The 12771-nt window shown below is 69.1% G+C and carries 12 protein-coding genes; 4 read left to right on the forward strand and 8 right to left on the reverse strand.

Annotated elements, in window-relative coordinates; translation table 11 throughout:
- The first annotated feature begins 66 nt into the window (after positions 1 to 66).
- Positions 67 to 615: a hypothetical protein gene (locus MPLG2_RS11860; protein ID WP_105186307.1), complete on the forward strand. Its 549-nt coding sequence runs from the start codon at positions 67 to 69 to the stop codon at positions 613 to 615.
- 30 nt (positions 616 to 645) lie between these two features.
- On the opposite strand, the gene MPLG2_RS11865 is transcribed toward MPLG2_RS11860, so the two are convergent.
- The 7 genes from MPLG2_RS11865 to MPLG2_RS11895 form a co-directional block, all read right to left on the reverse strand.
- Positions 646 to 984, reverse strand: a complete 339-nt coding sequence (locus MPLG2_RS11865; protein WP_105186308.1) for a YdeI/OmpD-associated family protein — start codon at positions 982 to 984, stop codon at positions 646 to 648.
- Positions 985 to 1092: 108 nt separating this feature from the next.
- On the reverse strand, positions 1093 to 2592 hold the full coding sequence (putP, locus tag MPLG2_RS11870; protein ID WP_105186309.1) for a sodium/proline symporter PutP: 1500 nt from the start codon (positions 2590 to 2592) through the stop codon (positions 1093 to 1095).
- 99 nt (positions 2593 to 2691) lie between these two features.
- Positions 2692 to 2976, reverse strand: coding sequence for a DUF1345 domain-containing protein (locus tag MPLG2_RS11875; RefSeq protein ID WP_158681118.1), 285 nt, complete (start codon positions 2974 to 2976; stop codon positions 2692 to 2694).
- A 131-nt stretch (positions 2977 to 3107) separates the two neighbouring features.
- On the reverse strand, positions 3108 to 3971 hold the full coding sequence (gene pflA / locus MPLG2_RS11880; protein ID WP_105186311.1) for a pyruvate formate-lyase-activating protein: 864 nt from the start codon (positions 3969 to 3971) through the stop codon (positions 3108 to 3110).
- A 2-nt stretch (positions 3972 to 3973) separates the two neighbouring features.
- Entirely contained in the window at positions 3974 to 6229 is a 2256-nt protein-coding gene (gene pflB / locus MPLG2_RS11885; RefSeq protein WP_197710184.1) for a formate C-acetyltransferase, read from the reverse strand.
- 302 nt (positions 6230 to 6531) lie between these two features.
- Complete coding sequence (locus tag MPLG2_RS11890; protein ID WP_408632039.1) at positions 6532 to 7827, reverse strand: M18 family aminopeptidase; 1296 nt, start codon at positions 7825 to 7827, stop codon at positions 6532 to 6534.
- A complete protein-coding gene (locus MPLG2_RS11895; RefSeq protein ID WP_105186313.1) occupies positions 7799 to 8005 on the reverse strand; it encodes a hypothetical protein in 207 nt (68 codons plus the stop codon). The genes MPLG2_RS11890 and MPLG2_RS11895 overlap by 29 nt, the downstream gene beginning before the upstream one ends.
- A 166-nt stretch (positions 8006 to 8171) precedes the next feature.
- On the opposite strand from MPLG2_RS11895, the gene MPLG2_RS11900 reads away from it, so the two are divergent.
- Genes MPLG2_RS11900 through MPLG2_RS11910 form a run of 3 tightly spaced genes read left to right on the forward strand, consistent with a single transcriptional unit; the run spans position 8172 to position 11672 of the window.
- Complete coding sequence (locus tag MPLG2_RS11900) at positions 8172 to 9746, forward strand: DNA recombination protein RmuC (RefSeq protein WP_231935642.1); 1575 nt, start codon at positions 8172 to 8174, stop codon at positions 9744 to 9746.
- A 28-nt stretch (positions 9747 to 9774) separates the two neighbouring features.
- The gene (ilvA, locus tag MPLG2_RS11905) at positions 9775 to 11016 is read left to right on the forward strand and encodes a threonine ammonia-lyase IlvA (protein WP_105187644.1); all 1242 of its coding nucleotides are present in this window, start codon (positions 9775 to 9777) and stop codon (positions 11014 to 11016) included.
- On the forward strand, positions 11016 to 11672 hold the full coding sequence (locus MPLG2_RS11910) for a hypothetical protein (RefSeq protein ID WP_105186314.1): 657 nt from the start codon (positions 11016 to 11018) through the stop codon (positions 11670 to 11672). Before ilvA ends, MPLG2_RS11910 begins: the two co-directional genes overlap by 1 nt.
- A 120-nt stretch (positions 11673 to 11792) precedes the next feature.
- Here the strand turns inward: MPLG2_RS11910 and MPLG2_RS11915 are convergent, their stop codons facing one another.
- On the reverse strand, positions 11793 to 12761 hold the full coding sequence (locus tag MPLG2_RS11915; RefSeq protein WP_105186315.1) for a 4-hydroxy-3-methylbut-2-enyl diphosphate reductase: 969 nt from the start codon (positions 12759 to 12761) through the stop codon (positions 11793 to 11795).
- Between the last annotated feature and the right edge of the window lie 10 nt (positions 12762 to 12771).

The following is a 12771-nucleotide window of genomic DNA, read 5'->3' on the forward strand; positions in this document are numbered from 1 at the left end:
CCGACGCGGGTGAGCGCGCACACCCCTCATCGGGCGCCGGCCGCCCCGACTGGTAGGAAGGTACGCATGCTGACCGACTTCGTGCGCGATCACGCCTTCACCATCGCCTGGTTCGGCCTGATGACCATGGTCTGGCTCGGCTGGGCGCAGGAGGATCCGCCCGAACGGTTGCGGCTGCCGTTGGGCGTCGGTTCGGGGCTCGGCCTGGTGCTCACCGGGCTCTTCGTGTACCCAGTGGTGACGCACTGGCGCACCGACAGCGCCCTGACCGGCCAGTACGCCTGGTTCGGGGTGCTCGTCGGTCTCGAGGTGCTCGCCGCGGCGATCGGCTGCGTAGTGCTGTGGCGCCGGGGAGCGTCCCGGTGGATGGCGTGGTGGGTGGCGTTGGTGGTCGCGGTGCACTTCCTGGGCCTGGCGGTGATGCTGCGCGATCCGGCCGTCGCCGCATTGGGCGTGCTGCAGGCCGTGGCGCTGTTCGTACTGGTGCCCCGGCTCAGGGCCGGCCAGACGACGTCCAGCCGTCTCGTCGGTCCGGTGATGGGGCTCAGCCTGCTGCTGTTCGCCGCGGCCTCCGCGGTCGTGTTCGTCGTCCGTCACGGCGCCCCCTGGGCCTAGCGGACGCCGACGCCCACTCCCTCGACCGCGTCAGCCGAGCGCCCGGCGTCCGGCCGGCGTCATCCGGCCCTCGCGTTCGAGTTGCTCGGCGATCAGCCGGTTGCGTTGCGACAGCGTGCCGCGGCCGCGGCGAGGGGTGAAGCGCTGCAGGTAGGAGTCGGCGTCGTAGCCGCGTCGGGTGCTTTCGCTCCACCCGTACGCCAGGCCCGCCTCGAGCAGTTCGTGGAAGCGGACCGAGGGACGGGTGCTGCGCGCCTTCGACAGCCGGACCCAACCGCCCGGGTGTGAGTCGTGGTGGGCCGCCAGCCAGGCCCACAGGCCCGCGACGTCGGCGAACTCGAGGACGTCGTCCGCGGGGCGCTGGGTCATGGCGGGAGGCTAGCCGGCTGGACTGACAGACGTGCAGCGTGCAGCGCTCCGCCGCGGCGGCTCCGTCTCGACCCCCAAGTACGGCCGCTCGGGGTGTGGCCGGGCGGGTCAGGACGCCGCGAGCTCCTCCTCCATGGCGGTGAACTCCTGCTGCACCTCGGCGTTCTGGGTGAAGGTGGCGTTGCTGACCACGATCGCCACCGCCAGGTTGAGCAGGAAGCCGGGCACGATCTCGTACATCACCGAGTGCAGCGCGTCGATGCTGCCCCAGACGAACACGGTGACCGCGCCGGCCACCATGCCGGCCAGGGCGCCGGTGGCGGTGAGCTTGCGCCAGTACAGCGACAGGATCACCAGCGGGCCGAACGCAGCGCCGAATCCGGCCCAGGCGAAGGCGACCAGTTCGAGGATGGCCGAGTTCTGGTCCAGCGCCATCAGCCCGGCGATGATCGCCACGACCAGCACCCCGAGTCGACCCAGCACGAGCTGCTGCTTGGCGGTCGACTTCCGGCCGACCATGTTGTAGAGGTCCTCCACCAGCGCCGAGGAACACACCACCAGCTGGCTCGACATCGTCGACATGATCGCGGCGAGCACGGCGGCGAGCACCAGGCCCGCGACGAACGGATGGAAGAAGATGCGGCTGAGCAGCAGGAACACCGTCTCGGGATCGTCCAGCGGCAGGGCGGGGTCGCCGGCGAAGTAGGCGATGCCGATCAGTGCGGTCAGGATGGCGCCGACCGCGGTGAGGATCATCCAGATCAGGCTGACCCGGCGGGCCACCACGGCCTCCTTGGCGCTGCGCAACGCCATGAAGCGGACGATGATGTGCGGCTGGCCGAAGTAGCCCAGCCCCCAGGCCGCCGTGGAGACGATGCCCAGCGTCCACCAGAACGCGCCCTTCTCACCGAAGCCGGCGAACAGGTTGAAGGCGTCCGGGTTGACCGAGGTGGCCGATCCCAGCGCCGCTCCCCAGCCGCCGAGTTCGACGATCGCGATGATCGGCACGATCACCAGCGCGGCCACCATCAGCAGCCCCTGCGCCACGTCGGTGAGGGTGGCGCCCAAGAAGCCGCCGAAGAGCGTGTAGATCAGGGTGATCCCGGCCACCAGCACCATGCCGAGCAGGTAGTCCCAGCCGAACGAGCTGACGAAGAACTTGCCGGCGGCGACCATGCCCGAGGACACGTAGAAGGTGAAGAAGACCAGGATCACCACCGCCGCGGTGATGCGCAGTGGCCGCGCTTTGCCCTTCAGCCGCTTGGCGAAGAAGCTCGGAATGGTGATCGCGTCGTCGGCGATCTCGGTGTAGGCGCGCAGCCGGGGCGCCACGAACTTCCAGTTCAGCCACGCCCCGACGGTAAGACCGATCGCGATCCAGGCCTCGACCAGGCCGGCCGAATAGATGGCGCCGGGCAGGCCCATCAGCAGCCAGCCCGACATGTCGGACGCGTTGGCCGACAGGGCCGCGACCGAGGGCCGCAGGCCGCGCTCGGCCAGCATGTAGCCGCTCAGGTTCGCAGTCTTGCGATAGGCGTAGTAGCCGATGCCGAGCATGACCGCGAAGTACAGGACGGTGGCCAGCATCTGGTAGGTCTGCTCGGACATGCGCTCCTCCTCGGTTGGGCCGCAGGGGTGGGCCGCTTCCGGGCACCGTACCCCAGCCCCGACGGCGCTGTCCCGGTATCGCGGCTCCCCTCTGCCCGCTCAGCCGGTCAGGCTGCTGACGGCCAGCACCAGGATGGAGCTGTTGCAGAAGAAGGTGAGCACCGAGTGCATCATCACCCGCCAACGGTCGCGCCGACCGGTCACCGTCACGTCGGTGGTCGCGAAGGTGGTGCCGATCAGGATCATGAACGCCGCCACGAGGCCCACGACCGCCGTGATCAGGGACGCGCTCAGCGACGTCCAGCGCACCACGACGTTGGCCTGCACCCTGGTCGGCGGGAACGGACGGCGGTGCAGGCTGTCCAGGCCGACGGTCACCACCATCACCAGGAGGTAGCGGGTCCCGACCAGGCACCAGATCAAGCAGCGGACCCGGCTCGCCCTCGAGGGCTTCGCTGACCACTGCCATCCCGACAGCGGCGACACCGGGTGCCGCAGCGGTCACCGGCGCAACCTCAGAAGCAGGTCAGCCCACGACTCGAGAAGATCGCCCGCGTCGACGCGACCAGTTCGGCCGACGGCGGCGCCGTCTCGGCCAGTTCGTAGCTCAGCCCGAGTTCGGCCCACTTGCCGCGCCCCATCTGGTGGAACGGCAGCACCTCCACCCGGGTCACGCAACCCAGGGACGCCGCGTAGTCGGCGATCGATGCGATGGTCGCCGGGTCGTCGGTGAGGCCGGGCACCAGCACGAACCTGATCCAGGTCTCGATGCCGAGGGCGTCCAGCCGGCGGCCGAAGTCCAGGGTGGGCTGCAGCCGGCGTCCGGTCACCCGGTGATAGGTGGGCTCGTCGCCGGCCTTCACGTCCAGCAGCACCAAGTCGACATCGGCCAGCAGGTCGTCGTCGGCGTTGCGGCCCAGAAAGCCCGAGGTGTCGATCGCTGTGTGCACGCCCAACTCTTTGGCCCCGCGCAGAATGCGTCGCGCGTAGGCCGGCTGTTGCAGCACCTCGCCGCCCGACAGGGTGATGCCGCCCCCGGTCGCGGCGAACACGCCCCGGTAGCGCCTGATGCGGGCCAGCAGGTCGTCGGCGAGCACCGGCACGCCCCGGTTCGCGGTCATGGTGTCGGGGTTGTGGCAGTACAGGCAGCGCAGCGGGCACCCCGCCAGAAACGTGGTCATGCGGGTTCCGGGGCCGTCCACGGCGGTGACCAGCTCCCACGAATGCACAGAACCGACCTCGCCGGTTCGCTGGCCGATCAGCAGCTCGCCGCGGCTGAGGTGGTCGGCGACCGGAATGCCGCCGAGCATGCGGGCGTGCACGGGACGGGTCTCGACAAGCTCGACCGGCGACGGACGCTCGACCAGTGCGACCGACATCGTCAGACCGACTCGTGGAAGGTGCGGGAGAGGACGTCGAGCTGCTGCTCGCGGGTCAGCTTGGTGAAGTTCACCGCGTAGCCGGAGACCCGGATGGTCAACTGCGGGTAGTCCTCCGGGTGTGCCATCGCGTCGAGCAGGGTCTCCTTGTTCAGCACGTTGATGTTCGCGTGGTAGAGGCCCTCGCCCATGCCGGCGTCCAGAATGCCGACCAGGTTGGCCACCCGCTCGGCCTCGGTGCGGCCCAAAGCCGGCGGGGTGATCGTGTTGGTGAGCGAGATGCCGTCCAGCGCGTCGTCGTAGCTGAGCTTGCCGACGCTGAGCATCGAGGCGAGCATGCCGTGGGTGTCGGCGCCGTTCTGCGGGTTGGCGCCGGGCGCGAACGGGGTGCCGGCACGGTGCCCGCAGGGGAACGACCCGGTGGCCTTGCCGTAGACCACGTTGCTGGTGATGGTGAGCACCGACTGGGTGGGCACCGCGTCGCGGTAGAGCTTCAGCGACCGGATCTTGTTCATCACCGTGCTGACCACCAGGGACGCGATCTCATCGGCCCGGTCGTCGTCGTTGCCGTAGCGGGGGAACTCGCCCTCGGTGAGGTAGTCGACCACCAGGCCGGACTCGTCGCGGATCGGGGTGACGGTGGCGTACTTGATCGCGGCCAGTGAGTCGGCGACGATCGACAGCCCGGCGATGCCGCAGCCCATGGTGCGCACGATCTCGTCGTCGTGCAGCGCCATCTCCATCGCCTCGTAGGCGTACTTGTCGTGGCAGTAGTGAATGATGTTGAGCGCCTCGACGTAGGTCTCGACGGCCCAGGTGAGCATCTCGTCGTACTTGGCCCACACGGTGTCGAAGTCGAGCGGAGCGTCGCCCTCGATGCCGGTGAAGTCGGGCACGATCAGCTTGCCGCTCATCTCGTCGCGGCCGCCGTTGATCGCGTACAGCAGGGTCTTGGCGGCGTTCAGCCGGGCGCCGAAGAACTGCATCTGCTTGCCGATCGCCATCGGCGACACGCAGCAGGCGATCGCGGTGTCGTCGCCCCAGTGCCGGCGGATCTCGCCGTCCGACTCGTACTGGATCGCGGAGGTCTCGATCGAGATCTGCGCGCAGAAGTCCTTGTAGCCCTGGGGAAGCTCGTCGTCCCAGTAGATGGTGATGTTGGGCTCGGGGGCGGGCCCGAGGTTGCGCAGGGTCTGCAGCAACCGGAACGAGGTCTTGGTGACCAGGGTGCGACCGTCGTCGGCGAAGCCGCCGTCGGACCAGGTGGCCCAGTACGGGTCGCCGGAGAAGATCTGGTCGTAGTCGATGGTGCGCAGGAACCGGACGATGCGCAGCTTGGTGACCAGCGCGTCGATCGCCTCCTGCACGCCCTCCTCGTCGATCAGGCCGGCGGCCAGGTCGCGCTCGGCGTAGACGTCGAGGAAGCCGGACAGCCGGCCGATGCTCATCGCGGCGCCGTCCTGGCTCTTCACGCTGGCCAGGTAGGCCAGATAGGTCCACTGCACGGCTTCGATGAAGGTGACCGCGGGGCGGGCGAGATCGAAGCCGTAGGACGCACCCAGCTTCGTCAGCTTCTTCAGGGCCTTGATCTGCTCGGCGTGCTCCTCGCGGTAGCGCGCCCAGTTCTCGCTGAACGGCTGGTCGACGACGGCGTCCAGGTCGGTCTTCTTCGCCGCGATCAGCCGGTCGACGCCGTAGAGCGCCACCCGACGGTAGTCGCCGATGATCCGGCCGCGTCCGTAGGCGTCCGGCAGGCCGGTCACGATGTGCGAGCTGCGGGCCGCGCGGATGCGGGGGGTGTAGATGTCGAAGACGGCTTCGTTGTGGGTCTTGCGGTACTTGGTGAAGACGCTCTTGACCGCGGGATCGATCTCGAGACCGGCCTCTTTGATCGCAGTCTCGACCATGCGCCAGCCGCCGTTCGGCATCATCGGACGCTTCAGCGGCACGTCGGTCTGCAGGCCCACGATGACGTCGTCCTCGGCGCAGATGTAGCCGGCCGGGAAGGCGTCCACGTCGGCCGGAATGTGGGTTTCGACGTCGTAAACCCGCTTGGCCCGCTCAACCGACAGGTAGTCGCGCTGCAGGGTGTTCCACACCGTGAGGGTCTTGTCGGTCGGTCCGGCCAGGAAGGCAGCGTCACCGTGATAGGGGGTGAAGTTGCGCAAAATGAAGTCGCGCACGTCGATGCGTTCGGTCCACACACCCGGGGCGAAACCGTCCCAGGCGTCAGCGGAAAGGGTGGGGGCGGGGGCCACGGCGGTCAAAGCGATCTCCTCGGGTGCAGCGCGCCGGTTCGCGCGCTTACTGCTCCATTCGCTCCGTTTGGCCTTGTGAGCCACGCAATTCTCGCAACGGTGCGATATTGGTTCATGTGACTACTACTATAGAACGTAGTAGTAACCGCCACCAAATGGGTGTCCGAGGCGTGGACTTCGCATGCCCACTACGCTCCGAGCCGGCCACCATCGCGCCCACAGGGATCAGGCGCAGGCCCGCGCGCCGAGGCTACCCGGCCGGTCGAACGACACGATCGCTTTGGTTTGCCAGCCTCAGCGCCTCAGCCGGCGTAGAAGGCCTGCAAACCCTGCGCCAGCCATTCAGGGTCGCGCACGCCGCACAGCTCGCGCGCCGAGTGCATGCTGAGCAGCGGAATGCCGATGTCGACGGTGCGAATGCCCAGCCTGGTGGCCGACAACGGCCCGATGGTCGAACCGCAGGGCACCGAGTTGTTCGACACGAAGTCTTGGGTGGGTACGCCGGCCACCGCGCAGGCCCGGCGCCAGGCGGCCTCACCCACCGCGTCGGTGGCGTAGCGCTGGTTGGCGTTGAACTTGATCAGCGGCCCGGCGTTGCACAAGGGACGGTGTCCGGGGTCGTGCAGGTGCGCATAGTTGGGGTGCACGGCGTGCCCGGCGTCGGCAGAGACCAGTAGCGATCGAGTGCGAGCCGCGGCAGCCTGCTGCCCGGTCCAACCCAGGGCGTCGGCCAGCCGGGTGAGCAGCATGTCGAGCAGGGGCCCGGACGCCCCCGTAGCACTCGCCGAGCCGACCTCCTCGTGGTCGAAGCAGGCCAGCACGCAGATCTGATCGGACTCGTCGGCGGCGGCGAGGGCGACGAGGCCCGCGTGCACGCTGGCCAGGTTGTCGAGCCGCGGGCTGGCGAACAGCTCGCCGTCGAGCCCGAAGCGCGCGGGCGGTTCGGTGACGAACGCGCACAGGTCGTGGCCGGCTACGTCGGCCGGATCGACGCCGGCGCCGGCGGCCACCAGCGCCAACAGGTCGGCCTCGGGGTGCCCGACCGCGAACACCGGGTGCAGATGCTGTTGCCGATCGAGCACCAGGCGCTCGTGCACGCTGCGATCGAGGTGCGGAGCCACCTGCGGAATGCGCAGCAGGGGCCCGGTGGCCACCAGCACGACCTCGCCGTCGGCGGTCACCAGGCGGCCGGCGAGGCCGAACTCGCGGTCGAGCCACGAGTTGGGCAGCGGGCCGCCGTAGACCTCCATGCCGGCCTGCTGCCAGCCCAGGGCCTCGCTCGTGGGGCGTGGCTTGAGCACGAAACCCGGCGAATCGGTGTGTGCGCCGACGATGCGAAAGCCGGTTGGGTTCGAGGTGCGCGGCAGCCGCCAGGCGAGCACCGAGCCGTCCCTGACCGCCACGTAGCCGCCGGGGTCGGCCGGCAGCGGGTCCGCCGGCGCGAGCTCGGTGAAGCCCTGCGCCACCAGCCGGTCGGCGGCCTCGCGGGCGGCATGAAAAGACGAGGGCGCGGCGGTGACGAAATCTGCCAGCCCCTGCAGGTGCGACCCGGCCACGTCGCCGGCTTTATCAGGCGTCGGGATGGTCGCCCTTTTCACCCTCGGGGGTGCGGCCCCAGGGGGCGTCCTCGCCGCGGCGCTTCAGGACGTTCTCTGCGGTGTAGCCCTCTTCGGCGTTGTCGGGTTCGGCGGCGCGATAGCCGTACTCTTCGCCGGGCATCTCAGGAGCCACCTGGTAGGCGTTGTGCTCGCTGGCGTCGTGGGGAGTTTCACTCATGACGGCTCCTTTTGCGCGGAAGTTCACGCTTAGAGTGCTTCGGATCACACATCGTTGCGTACCCGGTGTTGAGCTTAGCCGCGGCCCGGCGAAGTCCACTAGCGCAAATGCGGCCGCCGAGCGTCGGTCACCGATTTTGTCGGTGCCGCCCGGCAAGATCGTCGGCATGGAGATGGTGTGGGTTCTGGTCGCCGCGGTGTTGGGCGCCGCCACCGGCGGCGTGGTGGTCCGGCTGGTGCTGCGCGCCGAGGCCGGCGCCCTGCGGGCCCGTGACGACGCTGTCGATGCCGCGGCCAGGTCAGAGGTGGCCGACGCCAAGCGCGAGGCGTCCGCAGCGCGCTCCGAACTGTCCGACGCCCGGCGCGAGGCCGCCGATGCCCGCACCGAACTGGCCCGCCAGGTCGCCCAGTCCGAGCGTTCGCGTGCCGATGTGGCCGAGGCTCTGGCGCGGGCGGCCGAGGCGATGAGCGAGGCTGCCGAGGTGTCGTCCAGGCTCGCCGCGGCGGTGGCCGAGCGTGACGCCGCCCGCCAGCGCGCCGATGAACTCGCCGGTGACCGCGAGGCCATGGTGGCGCAGTTCAAGGTGCTGTCGAGCGAAACCCTCGAGCGCCAGGGCAAGTCGGCCGACGCCAGCGCCGAGCAGCGGCTGCGGGCCACCGAACTGCTGATGAAGCCGGTGCAGGATTCGCTCGAGGCGTTCAACCGCCGGCTCGGCGAGGTGGAGCAGGAGCGGGTACGGCTCACCACCGAACTGGTGGGTCAGGTCACGTCGGTGCGCGACACCGGCGAGCGGCTGCGCCACGAAACCCGGGCGCTGGTCACCGCCCTGCGCAAGCCGCATGTGCGCGGCAACTGGGGCGAACAGCAACTCAAGCGGGTGGTCGAGATCTCGGGCATGGTCGACCACTGCGACTTCGTCACCCAGCAGACCACCAGCACCACCGCAGAGCAGGTGGTCCGGCCCGACCTGAAGGTGCTGCTCGACGGTGACCGGTTCGTCTGGGTCGACAGCAAGGTGCCGCTCAGCGCCTTCATCGACGCCCACGAGACCGACGACGACGCCGTGCGTGAACGCAGCCTGCAACTGTTCGCCAAGAACGTCCGCACCCACATCGACCAACTCTCGGCGAAGTCGTACTTCAAGTCCGATCCGGGCACGCCCGAGTTCGTGGTGCTGTTCCTGGCCAGCGAGGCACTCGCCGCCGAGGCGTTCAGCCAGGCACCCGACCTGAACGAGTACGCCGGTGCGCGCAACATCGTGCTGGCCAGCCCCACGACGCTGATCGCGATGCTCAAGGCCGTCGCCTACGGCTGGAAGCAGGCCGCGCTGGCCGAGTCGGCAGCCGAAGTCTCGGCCTTGGCCCGCGAACTGTACGACCGGCTCGGCACGCTCGGCGGTCACTTCGACCGCATCGGACGGTCGCTCACCGCATCGGTGCGGGCCTACAACGAGGCCGTCGGGTCGATCGAGGGCCGGGTCTTCCCCACCGCGCGGCGGTTGCGCGATCTGCACGTCGCGAGCAAGCAACTCGATGAGGTGCACGCGGTCGAGGCCGCCGTCCGTCCGATCACCGCGCCCGAGCTGGTCGAGAACGCCGCCCAGGTCACACCGATGATCGGTGCCCGTCGCGACGACGACGAGACAGCGGCGCTGGTGCGGCCACAACCTGCCCTCGACGAGCTGCTGGCACACGAGTCGGCCGCCGCAGACCCGTCCCGCACCAGGCGCACCGCTGGCTGAGGTGCGGGCCAGCGGCGAGAATGTCGCCATGAGCGTCACCGCGCAGAGCATCGACGAGGCGGCCGAACGGTTGGCCGGGGTGGTCATTCAGAGTCCGCTGCAGTACAACGAACGGCTCTCTGCGGCCACCGGCGCGAAGGTGTGGCTCAAACGTGAAGACCTGCAGCCCGTGCGCTCGTACAAGCTGCGTGGGGCGTACAACCTGATCGCACAACTCAGTGCGGCCGAACGCACCGCGGGCGTGGTTTGTGCCAGCGCCGGCAACCACGGCCAGGGCGTCGCCTACGCCTGCGCCCGGCTGGGCATCAAGGCACAGATCTTCGTGCCGAGCACCACCCCGCGGCAGAAGCGGCAGCGCATGCGCCAACTGGGTGAGGGCTGGGCCGAACTGATCGTGCGCGGCGACACCTACGACGAGGCCGCCGCGCTGGCCCAGGAGGTGGCCGCCGAACAGGGCTTCACGCTGGTGCCGGCCTTCGACGACGAGCGCACCATCGCCGGTCAGGGCACCGTGGCTGCCGAGATCGTCGCGCAACTGGGCCGCGCACCCGACACGCTGATCGTGCCCGTGGGCGGCGGTGGCATGATAGCCGGCTGCCTGACCTGGCTGGCCGAGCGCCACCCCGGCACCAAGGTGGTGGGCGCCGAACCGTCCGGGGCCGCGTCCATGTCGATCGCACTCGAAGCCGGGCGGCCGCGCGACCTGCCCAAGCTCGACACCTTCGTCGACGGTGCGGCGGTACGGCGGGTCGGCGAGCTCACGTTCGCCATCGCGCAGCGGTTCAAGCCCCACATGTTCTCGGTGCCCGAAGGCCGCATCTGCTCCGAGATGCTGGCCCTCTACCAATCCGACGGCGTGATCGCCGAGCCGGCGGGGGCGTTGGCGTCCGCGGCTCTGGGCGTCTATCGGCCCTCGGCCGCGCGGGTGGTGGTGGCGGTGGTGTCGGGCGGCAACAACGACCTCTCGCGCTACGCCGAGATCGAAGAACGGGCCCTGGTGTACGAAGGCCGCAAGCACTACTTTCTGGTCAACTTTCCGCAAGAACCCGGGGCCCTGCGCCGCTTTCTCGACGAGGTGCTCGGCCCCGACGACGACATCACCCTGTTCGAGTACGTCAAGCGTTCGAACCGTGAAACTGGGCCTGCTCTGGTGGGCATCGAGCTCGGCGAGCCCGAGGGCCTGGGCGTACTGCTCGACAACCTGAACCGCAGCCGGCTGACGGTCGAAAGGGTGTTGCCCGACAGCCCCTTCTACCGTTTTCTGGTCTGATGGCGCTCTACGCACGCCCTTCGTGGCAGTTGACCCGACAGGTCACCACCGACGTGTTCGTCGTGGTCTGGACGGGCGTGTGGTGGTTGGCCGGCCGCGCGCTCGACGGGGTGATTCGCGGGCTGGCCTCTCCCAGCCGTGCGATTCAAGACGCCGCCGGCTCGATGCAGGACGGGTTCGAAGAGGCCGCCCGAAGCGTCGAAACCGTCCCGTTGGCGGGCCCCACGCTGCGCAAGCCGTTCGACGCCGCGGCCAGCGGTCTGCAGCAGGTGTGGCAATCGGCGCACGATCAGGTCGTCGGCATCGAACAAGTCGCCACCATGACCGGCTTGCTGACGTTCGCGATTCCGGTGGCGATCATTCTGGCGCTGTGGCTGCCGGTGCGCATTCGGTTCATACGCAACTCCAGGGCCACGGCTCGCTTCATCAGCACCCAACCCAACCTCGAGCTGCTCGCGCTGAGAGCGCTGGCCACCCAGCCGTTTCATCGACTCGCCCAGGTGTCGAACGATCCGCTGGCGGCCTGGCGCGATGGTGACGAACAGGTGATCGACGCCCTGGCCGAACTGGAACTGCGGCGCAACGGATTGCGCCGTCCGCGTGTGGCGAGGCTGCCGGACCCGCCCGCGATCGAAGGCCGCACCCAGCCCAGCTGACTCGGCCTGTCCCGTTTCACGCGTTGCTGGGTGCGTTGGCGACAGGCGCAACCAGAGAGAGGTCTCGACAAGCTCTACCAACGACACGCTCGACCGACGACCGAACGCGACCAGGGAGCCTCAGGCCTTTGCGGCCTTCAGGTCTCGGCGCAGTTCGGGGGGTAGGGCGAACACCAGGTTCTCTTCGGTGAGCCGCTCTTCGACAGCGGCCGGAAAGCCACGCTCCTGCAGGTGATCGAGCACGCCCTGCACCAGTTCGTCGGGCACCGAGGCGCCCGACGTGACGCCCACCGAATCAACCCCCTGCAGCCACGCCTCGTCGATCTCACCGGCGTTGTCGACCCGGTAGGCCGCCTTGGCCCCCGCTTCGAGCGCCACCTCGACCAGCCGCACCGAGTTGGACGAGTTGCGCGACCCCACCACGATCACCAGGTCGGCCGTGCCGGCGATCTGCTTGACCGCCGACTGGCGGTTCTGGGTGGCGTAGCAGATGTCATCACTGGGCGGGTCGATCAGTTGCGGGAACTTCTCGCGCAACGCACCCACGGTCTGCCACGTCTCGTCCACACTCAAGGTGGTCTGCGAGAGCCAGGCCACCTTCGTGGGATCGTCGACCTCGACCCCTGCAACGTCTTCGGGGTGTTCGACCAGGGTGATGTGCTCGGGCGCTTCACCGGTGGTGCCCTCGACCTCTTCGTGCCCCGCGTGCCCGATGAGCAGAATCTGCAGGCCCTGGCCGGCGTAGCGCCGCGCCTCGTTGTGCACCTTGGTGACCAGCGGGCAGGTGGCGTCGATGGTTTTCAGCCCCCGCTCGGCCGCTTCGGCGTGTACGGCCGGCGACACCCCGTGCGCCGAGAACACCACGGTGGACCCGGTGGGCACCTCGTCGAGTTCGTCGACGAACACCGCACCGCGCGCCTCGAGGTCTTCGACCACGTGACGGTTGTGCACGATCTGCTTGCGCACGTAGACCGGGGCGCCGTACACGTCGAGCGCACGCTCGACGGTGATGACGGCGCGGTCGACGCCCGCGCAGTAACCACGCGGGGCGGCGACGACGACACGCTTGGACTCGGTCATGGCGGCCATTCTATCGGCC

The organism is Micropruina glycogenica (assembly GCF_900289045.1).
Lineage (GTDB): Bacteria > Actinomycetota > Actinomycetes > Propionibacteriales > Propionibacteriaceae > Micropruina > Micropruina glycogenica.